The sequence below is a fragment of the Flavobacterium rhizophilum genome (assembly GCF_046000485.1).
In the GTDB taxonomy this organism is placed as follows: domain Bacteria; phylum Bacteroidota; class Bacteroidia; order Flavobacteriales; family Flavobacteriaceae; genus Flavobacterium; species Flavobacterium rhizophilum.
The window spans coordinates 182,526-200,783 of sequence record NZ_JBELQB010000002.1; the positions used below are offsets into that span (position 1 = coordinate 182,526).

Here is an 18,258-nt window from a genome sequence, read left to right on the forward strand (position 1 = left end):
AAATTTTTTACTCTATTAATTCAACTTCAGCTTTGCCTTACACACAATAATTTTTTAAATTTGGGCTTACACTATACCGTTTTCATGAAAATAAAAGATATACTTGCCGTTTTAGAGGAAATGGCTCCGTTAGCCTATGCCGAAGATTTTGACAATGTAGGCCTGCTTACCGGCGACAGCAACAACAATGCTACCGGAGTACTGGTATGCCATGATGCGCTGGAAAATGTTATTGATGAAGCCATTGCAAAAAACTGCAACCTTATAGTTTGTTTTCATCCTATATTATTTTCAGGATTAAAAAAAATAACCGGAAAAAACTATGTGGAACGCTCAATAATTAAAGCCATAAAAAATGATATTGCCATTTATGCCGTTCACACCGCTTTAGACAACCACAAACACGGTGTAAACAAAATATTTTGTGATGCTTTAGGATTAAAAAACACTTGTGTTTTAGTACCTAAAGAAAACTACATACGTAAACTTATCACCTTTACCATCCCCGAAAATGTAGAAAAACTGCGCAATGCATTGTTTGATGCCGGAGCCGGAAACATCGGTAATTATGAAAACTGCAGCTTTACCTCACAGGGATTTGGCTCCTATCAGGGAAATGAAGACAGTAATCCTGCTATAGGACTTCCCGGCGATTTTGTAGAAGATAAAGAAATAAAAATCGAAGTAACTTTTGAGAAGCACCTGGAGTCGAAAATACTAAAAGCGCTTTTTAACAATCATGTTTATGAGGAAGTAGCCTATGAGGTTTACAGCCTGGAAAACAAACATCAAAACATTGGTTTAGGGATGATAGGCGAATTTGAAAAGCCTATGGATGAGAAAGACTTTTTGCTTTTTGTAAAAGAAAAGATGGAAGCCGGAGGTATAAGACACAGTGCCTTTACAGGGAAACCAATTAAAAAAGTAGCTGTATTGGGAGGTTCGGGTAGTTTTGCTATAAAAAGTGCTATTGCTAAAGGAGCAGATGCTTTTTTGACTGCCGATTTAAAATACCATCAGTTTTATGAAGCAGAAAACAGGCTTTTACTGGCAGATATAGGGCATTTTGAGAGCGAACGTTACACAAAAAATTATATAGTTGATTATCTTACGAAAAAAATTCCTAATTTTGCAATCATTTTATCGCAAGAAAATACAAATCCAGTTAAGTACTTATAAATATGGCGAATACCAAGGAATTAAGTGTTGAAGAAAAGTTAAGGGCACTTTATGATTTACAGTTAATTGATTCAAGAATAGACGAAATCAGAAATGTAAGGGGTGAACTTCCTCTTGAAGTGGAAGACCTTGAAGATGAAGTTGCAGGATTAAGTACAAGGCTTGACAAACTTAAAAGTGATCTTGAATCTATTGAGGATCAGATCAAAGAAAAGAAAAACGCTATTGACGAGCACAAAACTGCAATCAAGAAATATACTGAGCAGCAAAAAAATGTTCGCAATAACCGTGAATTCAACTCACTTACTAAGGAGATCGAATTCCAGGAGCTTGAAATCCAGCTTGCTGAAAAGCACATCAAAGAGATGAAAGCTTCTATTGAGCATAAAAAAGAGGTAATTGGTCAGTCTCAGGAAAGACTTGAGGCTAAACAAAACCACCTTGACCATAAAAAATCAGAGCTTGGTGCTATTATGGCTGAAACTGAGAAAGAAGAAAACTTCCTTATCGAAAAATCAGCTGAGTACCAGGGACAAATTGAAGAAAGACTTCTTGCTGCTTACAAAAGAATACGTACAAGCGTAAGAAACGGACTTGCAGTTGTTTCTATTGAAAGAGGTGCTTCTGCCGGATCATTCTTCACTATACCTCCACAAACTCAAATGGAAATTGCTTCACGCAAAAAAATCATTACAGATGAGCACAGTGGAAGAATTTTAGTAGACAGCACTCTTGCTGACGAAGAAAAAGAAAAAATGGAACAATTGTTCGCTAAATTATAATATTTAAGCCCCGCCAATGCGGGGCTTTTTTAACTGCCATGCAGAAACTGATTACCTTTATCCTGTCTAAATCCATAGGACTATACATAAACACACTCAGTTACATTGCTCCACAAAAAGCAAGTAAATTGGCATATAAATTTTTCAGTGAGCCACGAGAAGGCAGATTATCCAAAGACAATCTTCCCGATATACTTAAAGAGGCCGAAGCTGAAATTATTACTCACAATAATTTTATTTTCCAAACCTACATTTGGAAAGGTAACGACACCAAAATACTCCTTGTACACGGATGGGAAAGCAATGCTTCCCGATGGGAACTGCTTATGCCTTACCTTAAAAAATCAGGCAGTACTATTATAGCTGTAGATGCTCCTGCACATGGTTTATCGTCAGGACACGAGTTTAGCGTTCCGCGCTATTCAGAATTTTTAGATATCGTGGTAAAGGAATTCCAGCCACAGTATATGATTGGCCACTCGATGGGAGGCGCAACTGCCATACACTATCAATCACAGTACCCTAACGATTTTATCAAGAAAATGGTAATATTAGGTGCTCCAAGCGATCTTAATACACTGCTACACAATTATGCCGGTATACTCAGCCTGAATCTAAACGTAATTCAGTTACTTAAAAAACACTTCTTCAAACACTTCAAAATAAAGACCGAAGAGTTTTCGGGTGGTATTTTTGCTACCACAATAAAAGCAAAAGGACTGATAGCTCATGATGTAAAAGATGAAGTAGTACCATTTAAGGAAGGCGAAAAAATAGCAGCAGCATGGCCTGATGCCGAATTTATAATCACAAAAGGACTTGGACACAGCATGCATGACGATGTACTTTACAACAAAATATACTCCTTCCTTTTTGAAAGCTAAAAGCGTATCTTTGCACGATGGAAGAGCTTAAGCGTTTAAATAAATTTATTTCGGAAACCGGATACTGTTCCCGCAGGGAAGCCGACAAACTTATTGAAGAAGGCCGTGTAACCATTAATGGCGTTGTGCCCGAAATGGGAACCAAAGTAAGCCTTGAGGATGAAGTACGCATTGACGGAAAACTGATTACCGAAAAAAGAGGAAAAAGCGTTTACCTTGCCTTCAACAAACCCGTTGGTATTGAATGTACCACTAACCCCGATGTTAGAAACAACATTGTAGACTACATAAACTACCCTACCCGCATATTCCCTATAGGGCGTTTAGATAAAGCCAGTGAAGGCCTAATTTTTATGACCAATGATGGTGATATTGTAAACAAAATACTAAGAGCCCGTAACAACCATGAAAAGGAATATATAGTAACGGTAAACAAACCGATTACCGACCGCTTTATACAACGCATGGGTAACGGTGTGCCAATTCTGGACACTATAACCCGTAAGTGTAAAGTGGAGCAGGTTAGCAAATACATTTTCAGGATTGTGCTTACACAGGGACTTAACAGGCAAATTCGCCGTATGTGTGAGTTTTTAGGTTATGAGGTTACTGCGCTTAAACGTATACGAATCATAAACATTTCTCTGGATGTGCCCGTAGGCCGTTACCGTGATCTTACTTCAGTAGAAATAAAAGAACTGAACAAACTTATATCTGACTCCAGTAAAACAGAAGAAGCGAGCTTACCTAAAACTAAAACTGAAAACAAAAAACCGTTAACCAACAAACCGAAAAACACCGGCAGAAACGAAAACGGTAACCGAAACAGGAAAGGCGACTTCAGGAAGAGAAAATAACCCATACCTTAAAGGGAATTACAATATTTCGTATCTTTGATTGAATTTTGCAATCACCTTCAATATGGAATCAGAATCTCTCACCCAGTTTTATAAAGACAAAAGGAAAGAAGTACCACAAAACCTAAATGACAGCGTTGGTCATTTTAATGTTTTTAGGTTGGAAGACTGCCTGCAACCCGGCAAACAGGTAAGGTATGCCCGCAGGGATTATTACAAGGTTACTTTTGTAAAAGGTAAAAACCGCTACCACTATGCTGATAAGAGTCTTGAGGTAGACGGTACATCTCTGGTATTTTTTAATCCGCAGGTTCCATATACATGGGAATCCCTATCAGAAGACCCTACAGGTTATTTCTGTATATTCACCGCACCGTTTTTTACCGAAAAAATAAGAGGCAGCCTTAATGAGTTACCTATGTTCACTCCGGGAGGCAAACCATCCTATATTCTAAACCACACTCAGGAAGAAGCTATTGCGGCTATTTTCGAAAAGATGCTGAATGAAATCAACTCGGATTATGCCTTTAAATATGATTTATTGAGAGGTTACCTTAATGAGATCATTCACCTTGCACTCAAAACCGAACCGGCAGAAAACCTTTATACTCACCCTAACGCAAATTCTCGCATCACTTCTGTATTCAATGAGTTACTTGAAAGGCAATTCCCTATAGAAACACCTATACAGCGATTTAACATGCGATCGGCTAATGATTTTGCCCAAACACTATCGGTACATGTTAATCATCTTAACCGCGCCATAAAGCAAACAACAGGCAAAACCACCACTACTCTTATTAGTGAACGTTTACTTGCTGAAGCTAAGGCCCTTTTAAGACATACCGACTGGAACATAGCCGAAATAAGCAACTGCCTTGGCTTTGAAGAACCTTCGCATTTCAATAACTTTTTCAAAAAACAAACTACCCAAACGCCTTCTCATTATAGAAATGTTTGATTTTTGCAATTATTGGTTTGACCGGAGCAAGCTATAAGTTCTACACTGCTCATAACTTTGTACCATAATTAAAAACGAACAATTATGGAAAACAAAGAGAAAAAAGTATGGTTTATTACGGGAGCCAGCAAAGGCTTAGGACTAGAGTTTGTAAAACAGCTCTTAGCAAAAGGAAACTATGTTGCTGCCACTTCAAGAAGTAAAGACCAATTATTGGCTGCTGCCGGAGAACATGAAAATTTACTTCCGTTAGAAGTAGATCTTACCAGTGAGAATAGTGTAGAAAAGGCACTAAAAGCTACTGTTGAAAAATTTGGTCAACTGGACAATGTGGTTAACAATGCAGGCTACGGATTATTAGGTACAGTTGAAGAACTGACAGACAAGGAAGCTCGCCAAAACTTTGAAGTGAATGTATTTGGTACCCTTAATGTTATACGTAAAGCACTTCCGTATTTACGCGAACAGAAATCAGGGCACATCTTCAACATATCATCTGTAGGCGGTTTTATAGGTAACTTCCCGGGTTTTGGTATTTATTGCGCTACCAAGTTTGCTGTAAACGGGTTCACCGAAGCCCTTTCGGAAGAAATGAAAGACTTCAATATAAACGTGACTTTAGTATTACCGGGGTATTTCAGAACTAACTTCCTAAACCCTGATTCACTTGCCGCAACGCAAAACCCAATTGAAGCCTATACTTCGGCAAGAAACTCACAGTCACTACATGAAAACACCATTAACGGTAACCAGCCCGGAGATCCTGTAAAAGGTGTTGAGCAAATAATTAAGGTTTCTGAAACTGCTAATCCGCCATTATACCTTTTCCTTGGTAGTGATGCATATCAAATGGCAGAAACCAAGCTTAAAAACTTAGAGCAGGAATTAAAAACATGGGAATCCACTACTAAAGCTACTGATTTTTAAATCTACAATTTCTGTTTTTACAAAAGGACTTACGTTATGTAAGTCCTTTTGTTTTTTTTATACCCTTCTGTTTGATTAAATATTAAAATCAGCCATTTAAACTGAATTCTCATCATTTCTTCAAAAAAAATAAAAAAATGAAAACGTTGTAGGAAAAAGAAAACAAAATCAATCACAACAAAACATAAAACACTAAAAAACAGATAGTTAAAAAACAAGTGTCGCTTTTTGTCATTGCATTTGTCGCTTTTTTATCCACCATAATATCAATGCTTTAACTAAAAAAAATTTGTTTTTTCATTAACGTTGCGAAACTATTTGTCACGCTTTTTACCTCAAAAAAGCATGATTAAAAGCTAAGAAAAACTACAACTATTAACTATTAGAAAAATTAATCATTATGAAAAGAACTATTATTCTGATTTCTTTTTTGTTATTAAAGGTCTTTATGGCAACAGCACAATGTGTTGTACCGGGTAACCTTACAGTAACAGAAATAACATCAAACAGTGCTTTATTAAGCTGGGATGCCGTTTCAACAGGAAGTGAAGTACAATTTTACCAGGCCAGCATCGTAGTGGGCGATAACGATGCTACTGCCGGAGGAACCACAACTTCAACAAGTATGTCAAATTATTTTCCTTTAGCATCAGGCACTACCTATACTGCCTACATCAGGTCATTTTGTTCGGGCACATGGAGTGACTGGAGTACCGGAACTGAATTCACTACAACAGCGTGTACAGGTGCAGAGTTACCTTATACCCTTGATTTTGAAAATGTAACCGCAAGCTTAATCCCTGAATGTACAACTTCTATAGCTAATTCGGGTTCACCTTTTTGGACTACAGTTACAAATCCGGGATCGGGTTTTGAAACCGGTACATTAAAATTTGGTTCTAGCGCTGTAGCCGGAGACAGCTGGTTATTTACTAAAGGCGTAAACCTTGAAGCCGGAACATATTACAAGGTAACATTCAGGTATGGTAATAACAGTACAGAAACTGCTGAAAGCATTATGCTCACTTATGGTATTTCTCCTACTGCTGAAGATGCAGTAGCACTATATGCTGCCACCATAGATGATGCTATACCACACACACAGGATCTAAACTTCTTTACTGTAGAAGAGACAGGTACATATTATATAGGTTTCCGCGCCTTAAGCGAAGCAAATCAGGGCGAACTTTATATAGATGATTTTTCCTTACAGCAAACCGTTTGTGGGACCCCTGAAAATGCTACAGCCAGTGCTCTTACTTATAATAGTGCAACAATATCATGGGAAGCAGCAACAGAAGGAAATGTTCCCTCTACAGGATATTATTTTGGCTACTCTACTACAAATACTCCACCTGCTTCCCCTGAAACTGTTACAGAGTTATATCAGGAACTTACCGAACTGGAAGCTAATACTACATACTATGCTTTTATAAAAAATGAGTGTGGTGATGTAAACAGTGAATGGGAAGTTATTGAATTCACTACACCATGTGAGCCTACACCACTACCTTACACAGAAGATTTTGAATCGCTTACTGAGTCACAAATACCGGAATGTACCTCATCTGTAACTATAGATACCGGAAGCAACTGGACATCTGTAAGCAATCCTGGAAGCGGATTTGAAAGCGGTACATTAATGTATAGTGGTAATACTGAAACAGCAAATACCTATTTTGTGATGGCTCCGGTAGAAATGGAAGCTAATACTTTTTACAAAATAAGCTTTAGGTATGGTAATAACAGTAGTGAAACTACCGAAAATATAAGATTAAGATTCGGTACTTCACCAGACCCTTCTACATGGACAAATACAATTACCGAGATTACAGGTATAAACAGTAACGAAGAACAAGTTTATTTCTCCGCTCCGTTTACCGTAGGCGACAATAGCGAGGTATACTACTTCGGGATACAGGCGTATAGTGATGCAAATCAGGGAAACATTTACATAGATGACATTATTATTGACGAATGGACCTGTAGCCTGCCACAAAACATAGCTATTACAGATATTACCCCAACAACCGCCACAGTAGCATGGGAAGCAGCCGAAGGCGGTACATCAATGGGATATTTTTATACTTTCGGGACTAGCGATATTCCTTCAGAAGCAGATATGGTTATGGTTAACGACTTGAACGTAACTTTTGATGAACTGGAAGCAGGAACAACTTACTATGTATTCATAAGGAACTTTTGCGGACCTGTTATGGGAGAATGGCCTGCACCCTTAGTATTTACAACACCTTGTACCGAAACAGCGACAGTACCATATACACAAGATTTTGAGTCGGCTACCGCTCCGGAAATACCTAGCTGTAATACTGTTGCCACTAACAGCGGCAGTGTGTGGGCTACAGCAGGTAATCCGGGCAGTGGATTTGACTCCAATACATTAACTTACACAGGAACAGAGGCCAATGCAGATGCTTGGTACTTTACACAGGGAATAGAACTAACCGCAGGCACTTTCTATCAAATACAATACACTTACGGTAACGATAGTGGCACTACTACCGAAAGCCTAATGGTAATATTAAGTACCAATCCAAATCCTGCAACAGCTTCAGAAGGAGGTGTCATAGGTGAGCATACCATTACCGATGCTACTCCAGTAACACAAACTACTAACTATGTAACAGTAGAGGAAGACGGTATTTATTACTTTGGGTTCCATGCACAAAGTGAAGGCGCTCAGGGCAGTATTTATGTTGATAATTTTAGCGTAGAAGAAAATGCCTGCGGTACCCCTTCTAATCTGACAGTATCAGATATTACCGAAAACAGTGCTACGTTTGCATGGGAAGCTACGACAGAAGGCAACACCACTCCAAGCGTATACCAATATGCAATAGGTGATAACGATACACCTCCTGCAGAAGGAACGTATGAAGAAAACTTCACAACTGACTTCTCAGAACTTGAGCCGGAAACCACATACTATGCATTTGTAAGAACGCAATGTGGACCAATATGGAGTGACTGGGAAATGGTAGAGTTTACTACCGAAGTAGAACTGGGACTTAACAACAATACCTTTAAAGGTTTTACCTACCAACCAAACCCAACCGAAGACATTGTAACATTAAGCAACTCTACTATAATTGACAATGTAGAAGTATACAACCTGACAGGACAGCTTGTACTACAGCAAAAAGCAGGAACAGAAACAACTCAGGTTAATATGAGCTCTTTACCATCAGGAGCTTATTTCCTTACTGTGCATGCGGGCAACGAACTGAAACAAATTAAGGTTCTTAAAAAGTAACATCATTAAATTAATTCAGATTGATAGTTTTTTTTAATGAAAAAGGCTGCTAATAAAATTAGCAGCCTTTGTTTTTTTAATGAAATAAAAGGATTATTGTCCTCTCATTGCTCTTTGTTCTCTTGCAAGTAATGTATTTTTAAGCAGCATGGCAATTGTCATTGGTCCCACACCTCCCGGTACCGGAGTAATGTATGATGCTTTTTTGCTAACATTAGCAAAATCTACGTCACCTGTAATCCTATAACCTCTTTCGGCAGTTTCATCAGGAACACGTGTAATACCCACGTCAATAATTACAGCATCATCTTTCACCATCTCTGCTTTTAGGTAGTTAGGCACACCTAAAGCTGTAATAATAATATCGGCCTGAGTAGTAATCTGGCTAATGTTTTTAGTATGGCTGTGTGTAAGTGTTACAGTAGAGTTACCAGGAAAACCTTTACGCCCCATAAGGATACTCATAGGCCTACCTACAATGTGGCTACGACCAATAACTACTGTATGCTTACCTGCAGTTTGTACATTGTATCGCTCTAAAAGCTCAAGAATACCAAACGGGGTAGCCGGGATAAAAGTAGTCATATCCAAAGCCATTTTACCAAAGTTCTCAGGATGGAAACCATCAACATCCTTACTAGGGTCGATAGCCATAAGTACCTTCTGATCATCTATCTGTTCCGGTAACGGAAGCTGTACGATAAAACCATCAATATTATCATCCTGATTAAGCTCTTCAATTTTCTTTAAAAGCTCGGTTTCACTAATAGTACTTGGTAATTTTATAAGTGTAGACTCAAACCCAACGCGCTCACATGACTTTACCTTACTACCTACATATGTAAGACTTGCTCCGTCGTTACCAACAATAACCGCTGCAAGGTGAGGTACTTTTTCACCATTGTCCTTCATCTTTTTTACCTCAGCGGCAATCTCATTCTTAATGTCTTCAGAAATTTTTTTCCCGTCTAATAACTGCATGTTATATCTGTTAATTATTATTAAAAAAGACGCGGTTACCCGCGCCTCTACAGTTTCTTATGGCCTCATGCCTTTCATTCCGCCCATCATTCGCATCATGTTTTTACCTGCACCTCCCTGCATCATCTTCATCATTTTGCTCATCTGGTCAAACTGCTTCAGTAATTGGTTTACCTGTTGTATGGACGTACCCGATCCTTTAGCAATCCTGTTCTTTCTTTTTGCATCAAGAACAGACGGCTTGCTTCTTTCAACCGGAGTCATGGAATGTATAATAGCTTCTATATGCTTAAAGGCATCATCTTCGATCTCTACATCTTTAAGGGCTTTACCTGCACCCGGAATCATCCCGATAAGGTCTTTCATGTTACCCATTTTCTTTACCTGCTGTATTTGAGAAAGGAAATCGTCAAAACCGAACTCGTTTTTAGCGATTTTCTTCTGAAGCTTTCTTGCTTCTTCCTCATCATACTGCTCCTGCGCTCTTTCAACTAACGATACAACGTCACCCATACCAAGAATACGGTCGGCCATACGTGAAGGATAGAAAACATCAATAGCTTCCATCTTCTCACCCGTACCAATAAACTTGATTGGTTTGTTAACTACCGATTTGATAGATATAGCGGCACCACCACGGGTATCACCATCTAACTTGGTAAGTATAACACCGTCAAAGTTAAGGCGGTCGTTAAAGGCTTTTGCAGTATTAACAGCATCCTGACCTGTCATGGAATCCACCACAAAAAGCGTTTCGTTTGGCTCTATGGCTTTATGAACGTTAGCAATCTCGTTCATCATCTCCTCATCAACAGCAAGACGACCTGCGGTATCCACAATAACTACATTAAAGCCGTTTGCCTTAGCATGCTTAATTGCATTTTGTGCAATCTCAACAGGATTTTTATTCCCCTCTTCAGAGTATACCTCTACACCTATTTGTTCTCCAACTACGTGAAGCTGGTTTATTGCCGCCGGACGGTAAATATCACAGGCAACAAGTAAAGGTTTCTTGTTTTTCTTTGTTTTTAAAAAGTTAGCAAGCTTACCGGAAAAAGTGGTTTTACCCGAACCCTGCAAACCGGACATTAATATTACCGATGGATTACCCGAAAGGTTAACCCCGGCAACATCTCCACCCATAAGTTCGGTTAGCTCGTCTTTTACAAGCTTAACCATAAGCTGCCCCGGCTGTAATGTAGTCAATACATTCTCGCCAATAGCTTTTTCTTTCACCTTATTGGTAAAATCCTTAGCTATCTTAAAGTTAACGTCGGCATCAAGTAGTGCCCTCCTAACTTCTTTAAGGGTATCAGCTACGTTTACTTCGGTAATCTTCCCGTGCCCTTTAAGAATATGAAAGGCCTTGTCTAACTTATCACTTAAATTATCAAACATAATTTATTGTTCAGATTTTATAAGGTGCAAATTTAAGAATTTGATTTTGAAGTTAACAGAGTTATGCAATAAAAAAACCAGCCTTTAGGACTGGTTTTCTTGAGGAAAAAACTTGAATATTAAAAAAAAACACAAACTTTACGATTATTGCATCTGTTAATCGGTGTTGATAGTAAAACAGTCATAAGGTTTTACACCCTACCCCTGTTTTCATTTTTTTTCGAAAAAATAAAAAAACCAGCCTTTTCAGGCTGGTTTTTCTGCACAGATAAACTTTGGCTCTTTTTAGTTTTCATAGCAATTCAAATAACTTTGAAGCTTCCGTTTATCAGAATAGATACTAGTTTTTCTTTTTCATTTATTGTTATTCCTTCACTGTAAAAGCAGCATAAGGATATTATTTTAATTCTTTTGAAACACAAGGGTATCTGTACCTCCGTTTCCACCGCTCACATCAATCAGGCTTATAGTGCTCGATGTTACCTGGACCACATCCCAATCGTCTGTGAGACCCATAAAATCTGCCAGCGATGCAAAACCGATATTAAAATCAACATCATCATCCGGGTTATCATCAGAACTGCAATACAGTTATCAAAGTGCATGCCAACATTAATCTAAGAACATGTTTTTTCATAATTACAGTAGTTTAAGTTAGTAACCTACTCATGTTACATCACTCAAATACAACAGTTTATTTTTATTCTGCAATTTATTCACACAAATTCGTAAACTGATTGATTGCATTAAGCAACTCCTCATTATCAGAAACAGTAATTTCACCCCCATTGGGAGACTGCACCACAACCGGATAAGCAATGGCAGCCAGTACATCTTCATTAAGATTGCTTAAAAAGCCATACAGCTCCATATTGTCATCTACAACCACAACATCAGCAATTTGGTTTACCGTATCATAGGTATTTACAGACATAGGGTATTCAAAAGCAATACAGGTTAAATCGCTTCCGCTTTCATTACAGGTAGCCGCCTGTAACCATTCCTGCTGCGTACTTATAACCGCCTCGGTATAATCAGCATAAACAACTGTAGCAGGAAACTGTACCTGTACCTCATCTATATCCTGTTGGGACTGATTGAAAACATCTTCAATAAGGGAATAATCGGCCTCGTTTGCAATAGTAATTCCCTGTCCGTTTGCAATAACCATAACCGGCAGCTTAACCGAAAAACAATCTGTACTGTCTATAATATTATCAGCCGACACAGGGTTTTGAGTTACTTTCATCATTTTAACGACCAACTCTGAACCTGAAATGAGATTGCCCGAGGTATCCTGAAAAACAATATTTTCTTCGCTTTGACAGGAAAACAGCAATAATGTTATGAGAATAAAAAAAAATTCTATTTTTGCTTTGACGAACTTCATATACACATTTACCATTTTCGGACAATAATTAAACAGTTAAAAAGGGAAAAGCCCTACCTGTTTGCATTATTTTTTATAATTTCACACTGATATTGCACTCCGAAAATGAAAAATAACTCCATATCGAATATTTGCGAAGAATTGATTTTTTCCAATTTCTTCAAAACACATGTAAAAACGCTCAAAAACTATCTTTATTATAAATTTGGTAATGAAGAACGTGCCGAGGATGTTACCCAGGAAGCTTTTATTAAGCTATGGGAAAACTGTGCCAATGTCCCACCCGAAAAAGCCAAGTCATTTATATACACTGTAGCAAATAACGCTTCATTAAACCATATTGCACACCAAAAGGTTGTATTGGAATATGCAAAGAGGCATAACGGCCCCACTTCTTCATCAGAAAGCCCTGAGTTTATTATGGAAGAAGATCAGTTTAAGGTAAAACTGCAAAAGGCTATAGCCGGTTTATCTGAAGCGCAGCGTACCGCTTTCCTTATGCACCGTATTGACGGCAAAAAATACTATGAGATTGCCGAGATTTTAGGCATAAGTGTAAAGGCCGTAGAAAAAAGAATTCATGGTGCCTTACTGGAATTGAGAAAAGAAATTGAAAATTTCAGGTAGGGTATTTATTTAATTAACTGTTTACAAATCAAAGCAACAAACATAATAATGAAAGAGGATATAAAATTAGCGAAGTGGCTTGCCGGGGAGATGGATGAAAAGGAGCTAAAGGAATTTGAATCTTTACCTGAGTTTGACACTTACAGGAAAATCGCAGAATATTCTGCTCAACTGCAGGCTCCGGAAACGGATACCGACAGGCTATATAATGCTATAACAGAAAAAAGAGAAGCACCGAAAACTAAAGTGGTTAAGCTACATAAGCCATGGCTTGTGCGCATAGCTGCCGTATTGATTATTGCATTGTGCCTTACTTTTGTTTTATACACAAATAATACTACTACTCAAATAGCAGAGGCTGGTGAAAAAACCGAATTCCTTCTACCGGATAAATCGGCCGTCGTTTTGAATTCCGGTTCAGAAGCCGAATTCAAATCATGGAACTGGAACAAAAAAAGAAGCATAGACCTTAAAGGTGAAGCTTACTTTAGGGTGGCAAAAGGAAAAACCTTTGATGTAAATACACCTCTGGGAAAAGTTACCGTAGTAGGTACCCAGTTTAATGTAAAAGCCAGAGATAATCGCTTTGATGTTACCTGTTTTGAGGGTAAGGTTAAAGTTACTTATAAATCACAGGAAGTATTTCTAACTCCGGGCGAAAGTATTACCTTTGAGGATGGAGAAGAAATAACTATCCCAGAAACACAAGCTGCACAACCGGGCTGGATGAATAACGAAGTGACTTTTGTAAGCGAGAAGCCTGAAAATATTATTAAAGAAATAGAAAGGCATTATGCAGTAAAAATAGAGCTGGATAAAAATGTTTCCCTATCTCCTGAAAATGTATTTACAGGTACCCTACCTATGAACGAACTTGACACTACGTTAGCCTTTTTTACAGACAAGTATCACTTAAAAGCTAAAAAAACAGGTAAGGGCACCGTTATTTTATCGGTAGAATGATATTAAAAAAAGGACTGCTTTTATTTTCTGTACTATTTTTTTTTTTCGTCCGGGCTACCTATGCCCAGGATGTAAGCAAGGTTTTGCCTTTAAAAAACATACTGGTACAAATTGAAGAACAGCACAATGTAAAATTCAGCTACCTTAATAGTGACATCAGTCCGTTTAAAATAGTACCTCCTCAAAAAAGCTTACTTATTGGTGAAAAGCTATCCTATATCAGGACACAAACAGGACTTAGCTTTAAACAATCAGGCAAATACATAAGCATCTACAAACCGGTTAGCGAAGAATTTATCTGCGGATATATAGTAGATGAATATACTGTTCCTATTGAAGGAACAACAATAAGATATACTTCCCAAAACGAACAGGTAGAAACTGATAAGGACGGTTACTTTAAAATAGTTAGAAATAAAAATGACCTTATAGAGATAAGCCACCCGGCTTACGAACCCATAACATTAACGGTTAACAGTTTTAAGGACGATTGCCGTACTATTATCCTTAAACTTATTTTCACTACCACACTTGAAGAGATTGTTGCCGAACGATACCTTACCACCGGTATCTCCAAAAAGGATGATGGCAGCTTTGTTATTAAACCTAAAAAGTTTGGTATACTACCCGGACTTATAGAACCTGATGTACTGCAAACCATGCAGCAATTACCGGGCATAAGCAGTATAGATGAAACCGTTTCTAACATTAATGTAAGAGGCGGTACTCACGACCAAAACCTATTTTTATGGAACGGGATAAGACTTTTTCAAACCGGACACTTTTTTGGACTCATATCCGGCTTTAACCCTAACCTGCCCCATCAGATAAAAATATACAAAAACGGAACTTCCGCCTTTTATGGTGAAAGCGTATCGAGTGTTGTTGATATATCTTCAAGATCTGAAAATATAGACGACAGCAGTTTCGGTATAGGAACCAATATGATTAATGCCGACTTCTATTCGGTTTTAAAACTATCTGAAAAATCAGGGCTGGAGCTATCGGCCAGACGATCTTTTACCGATGCCATAGACCTCCCCGCTTACAGCAAATACTCAAAAAGAATTTTCCAGAACACAGTAGTTACCGAACTTAGCAACAGTAACGATATTAACTACAAAAGTGATAAGGAATTTTACTTCTACGACTTTACCGGACAATATCATCTTAAAACCAGTGATAAAAGTGACTTGTTTATCGATTTTATAGGTATAAACAATAAACTTGATTTTACTCAGGGAACTATTACTTCTACCCGTGTACTGGTAAAAAACAGTAACCTGTCACAACTTACACTAGGCGGATCTGCTACATGGAAATCACAATGGAATGAAAAGAACTATGGCGAAATCACTATGTATGGCTCTTACTACCATGTAAACGGAAATAACGAAGCCTTATTAAATAATCAGGCTGTAGAACAGGAAAACAACATTGTAGACACCGGGTTCCGCTTAAGCAATAGCACTAACCTATACCCTTACCTGGTAGTACACACAGGCTATCAGTACAGTGAATTGGGAATCAAAAACACAAACAGGATAAACTCTCCTGATTATTTCCAAACCACAAAAGATGTATTAAGAAGCCATGCCCTTGTAGGTGAGGCAGAATATAACCCCGAAAACAGTAAGTTTTACGCAAAATTCGGGCTAAGAGGTAACTATTTTTCCAGCCTGTCCACTTTTCTTTTAGAGCCAAGGTTACAGTTTAACTATACTATAAACAATCATTGGAAACTGGAAGCTCTTGGAGAATTTAAAAGCCAGGCAACCTCCCAGATTGCCGAAGTACAACAGGACTTTTTAGGCATTGAGAAAAGAAGGTGGATTATGGCAAATGGAGAGGACATTCCTATACAAAAAGGCAGGCAAATATCGGCAGGTGTTTATTATAAATCCGGAGGATGGCAGGTTTCTCTTGAAAACTTTTACAAAAAAGTATCAGGTATCACAACTGCCGAACAGGGTTTTCAAAATCAGCTGGAACTTATTAACCTAACAGGAGATTATAGGGTTTTTGGTACGGAGTTTCTGATCCAAAAACAGTTTCACGGTTTTTATGCATGGTTTAGCTACACCTGGAACAATAATAAATACGACTTTAAGGGTTTTAACCCATCAAAGTTCCCTAATAACCTTGAACTAAGACATACTGTTAACTGTGCTGCTACTTATGAATGGAAGAGCCTGAAGTTTGCCCTAGGAGGCAAATGGTTTACCGGAAGACCCGAAACAATACCATTAAGTAATGACCCTGTATATAACACACCAGGATATCCCGAAATAAGCTACGCATCGCCAAACGGAGATAACATAGAGAACTTCTTTCAGGTTAATTTCTCTGCTCTTTATTCTTTAAAACTTAAAAACATGGCTACCCTGCAAATGGGAATCTCCGTATTAAATGTATTAAACAAAAAGAATATCATAAACCGCTACTACCGTATTAACGATGAAACCGACCTTATTGAAGTGGTAAACACCTATTCGGTTGAAAGAACACCAAACGCAATGGTCAGATTAAAATTCTAAATATAAAAAAACCGCCCTAAGGCGGATTTAAAATTATTTAAACTATCAATCTAAATAAATTAGCTCTTTATTAACTTTTGAGTAGCAGTTCTGTTATCATCAAACCTAACGTTAACGATATACACACCACTTTGAAGCTGAGAAAGATTCATTTTCTCACTTGTACCTGAATAAACAATCTGACCAAGCGTATTTACAACTGTTACGTTGCTTATACTACTTCCGTCTACAGTTTGAACCTCAGCTATATCTACAACAGGGTTAGGGAAAAGACTAAAAGCTGTTGTATTGAAATCTTCAGCCCCAAGAGTTTGAGAGAATCCTTGTAAGTATACAGACATTGGGAAATACCCCTGACCATCGTTAAATACCGCATCCGGCACTTCAATTCTAAATGAGTGTTCTCCGGCAGCAAGATCACCAAGTTCAATTACCCTAATTGGAATTTTATCCCCCGGACACCAGTTATTCCAAGACCAGGCAGCATTATTATCAGGCCTTGGTGGTGAAGGGTTTTGTGAACAATCATAATATATACAGCTAGGTTGTGTATTATACTCAAAGAAAGGAACACAAGAAACTCCTCCAGGCTTATATGTTGCAACCTGCTCATCATCTAAATAAACATAATGTTGTCTTCTGATGTACTCCTCACCACCTGAGTTAGATCCGTGGTTTGAAGTAATAAGGTAAAACTTAGCATTAGGCAAAGCCTCCTCAAGGGTAAAGTTTATTGTTCTAACTGTCTCTCCAAGTACATCTGTACCATCAAGAGTATAGTTTTTAAGTTCATATTTGTATGATAACGGCAGGAAAACATTATCATCTCCGTTAATAACAAGAGGATTATTTGTAGAAGTAAATTCTAAGTTACCCTGATAAACATCATTCCTGTCTGAACACCCATCTATCTCTACTGCTGCACCTCCCTGACCAGGACCTCCCTGATAACCGTAAACCTCAAGCTCAACCCAAAGGTCATATACTGAAGTTATACTCTCATCATGAAATATTTGTGTAATATTGTCAAGATCAAACTCATATGGTACTTCCTGAAGCGCAGCATTCATATCCATAAATGGAGTAATAAAACGACCAAGTTCTATCCTGTCTACCTCATTATATACATAAGTGGTTTGTCCTTTTGGAACAAAAGCAAGGTTAACATTACCAATCCTGTCATAGTTATCACATAGCGGATTTAAGGTAACTGTCATTGTTAGAGTATTACCAAACGAAGCTAATTGTTCTTCAGTTAGCATTTTCCCGTAAGATGAATTACTGTTACGAATAGCCCCTTCAGGAACCGGCTCGCTTACAGTAGCTTCATACATCCCGTAAAATACGGCTTCCTCAAAAACCTGTAAAGTATACGGCTCTTCCTGTGCTCTTAGCGTAGGGCTGCTAAATAAAGAGAAACACAAAAAAGAAGCAAAAAGTAGTTTTTTTCTCATAGTTAATAGTTAAGCATGTGTTAAGATGCGAAATTTAATAATTT

Annotated in this window: 14 protein-coding genes; 10 read left to right on the forward strand and 4 right to left on the reverse strand. The window is 38.0% G+C overall.

Going from position 1 to position 18,258, the window contains the following annotated elements:
- Positions 1–84 precede the first annotated feature (84 nt).
- The 7 genes from ABS768_RS02975 to ABS768_RS03005 all read left to right on the forward strand — a co-directional run bounded on the left by ABS768_RS02975 (position 85) and on the right by ABS768_RS03005 (position 8,864).
- Positions 85–1,179, forward strand: coding sequence for a Nif3-like dinuclear metal center hexameric protein (locus ABS768_RS02975; protein ID WP_408073492.1), 1,095 nt, complete (start codon positions 85–87; stop codon positions 1,177–1,179).
- Between the two features lie 2 nt (positions 1,180–1,181).
- Entirely contained in the window at positions 1,182–1,961 is a 780-nt protein-coding gene (locus tag ABS768_RS02980) for a zinc ribbon domain-containing protein (RefSeq protein ID WP_408073493.1), read from the forward strand.
- 38 nt (positions 1,962–1,999) lie between these two features.
- Entirely contained in the window at positions 2,000–2,845 is an 846-nt protein-coding gene (locus ABS768_RS02985; RefSeq protein WP_408073494.1) for an alpha/beta hydrolase, read from the forward strand.
- A 17-nt stretch (positions 2,846–2,862) separates the two neighbouring features.
- Positions 2,863–3,702: a 23S rRNA pseudouridine(2604) synthase RluF gene (gene rluF, locus ABS768_RS02990; RefSeq protein ID WP_408073495.1), complete on the forward strand. Its 840-nt coding sequence runs from the start codon at positions 2,863–2,865 to the stop codon at positions 3,700–3,702.
- Positions 3,703–3,766: 64 nt separating this feature from the next.
- On the forward strand, positions 3,767–4,663 hold the full coding sequence (locus ABS768_RS02995; RefSeq protein WP_408073496.1) for a helix-turn-helix domain-containing protein: 897 nt from the start codon (positions 3,767–3,769) through the stop codon (positions 4,661–4,663).
- A gap of 84 nt (positions 4,664–4,747) precedes the next feature.
- Complete coding sequence (locus tag ABS768_RS03000) at positions 4,748–5,590, forward strand: SDR family oxidoreductase (protein WP_408073497.1); 843 nt, start codon at positions 4,748–4,750, stop codon at positions 5,588–5,590.
- Between the two features lie 400 nt (positions 5,591–5,990).
- Positions 5,991–8,864 (forward strand): fibronectin type III domain-containing protein, encoded by a 2,874-nt coding sequence (locus ABS768_RS03005; protein WP_408073499.1) that lies wholly within the window; start codon positions 5,991–5,993, stop codon positions 8,862–8,864.
- A gap of 93 nt (positions 8,865–8,957) precedes the next feature.
- Here ABS768_RS03005 and ABS768_RS03010 read toward each other — a convergent pair whose 3' ends face one another.
- From ABS768_RS03010 to ABS768_RS03020, 3 genes are all read right to left on the reverse strand, one after another.
- Positions 8,958–9,845 carry a bifunctional 5,10-methylenetetrahydrofolate dehydrogenase/5,10-methenyltetrahydrofolate cyclohydrolase gene (locus ABS768_RS03010; protein ID WP_330441954.1) on the reverse strand — a complete coding sequence of 296 codons (888 nt, stop codon included), beginning with the start codon at positions 9,843–9,845 and terminating at the stop codon, positions 8,958–8,960.
- Positions 9,846–9,902: 57 nt separating this feature from the next.
- Positions 9,903–11,243: a signal recognition particle protein gene (gene ffh / locus ABS768_RS03015; protein WP_035130085.1), complete on the reverse strand. Its 1,341-nt coding sequence runs from the start codon at positions 11,241–11,243 to the stop codon at positions 9,903–9,905.
- A 712-nt stretch (positions 11,244–11,955) separates the two neighbouring features.
- Positions 11,956–12,633 carry a hypothetical protein gene (locus ABS768_RS03020; protein WP_408073500.1) on the reverse strand — a complete coding sequence of 226 codons (678 nt, stop codon included), beginning with the start codon at positions 12,631–12,633 and terminating at the stop codon, positions 11,956–11,958.
- Between the two features lie 105 nt (positions 12,634–12,738).
- On the opposite strand from ABS768_RS03020, the gene ABS768_RS03025 reads away from it, so the two are divergent.
- From ABS768_RS03025 to ABS768_RS03035, 3 genes are read left to right on the forward strand one after another with little or no spacing between them, the layout of a single operon-like run.
- A complete protein-coding gene (locus tag ABS768_RS03025) occupies positions 12,739–13,260 on the forward strand; it encodes an RNA polymerase sigma factor (protein WP_408073502.1) in 522 nt (173 codons plus the stop codon).
- Positions 13,261–13,308: 48 nt separating this feature from the next.
- The gene (locus ABS768_RS03030) at positions 13,309–14,223 is read left to right on the forward strand and encodes a FecR family protein (protein WP_408073504.1); all 915 of its coding nucleotides are present in this window, start codon (positions 13,309–13,311) and stop codon (positions 14,221–14,223) included.
- A complete protein-coding gene (locus ABS768_RS03035; protein WP_408073505.1) occupies positions 14,220–16,760 on the forward strand; it encodes a TonB-dependent receptor in 2,541 nt (846 codons plus the stop codon). Before ABS768_RS03030 ends, ABS768_RS03035 begins: the two co-directional genes overlap by 4 nt.
- A gap of 59 nt (positions 16,761–16,819) precedes the next feature.
- Here the strand turns inward: ABS768_RS03035 and ABS768_RS03040 are convergent, their stop codons facing one another.
- Positions 16,820–18,214, reverse strand: coding sequence for a peptide-N-glycosidase F-related protein (locus ABS768_RS03040; RefSeq protein ID WP_408073506.1), 1,395 nt, complete (start codon positions 18,212–18,214; stop codon positions 16,820–16,822).
- Positions 18,215–18,258 lie beyond the last annotated feature (44 nt).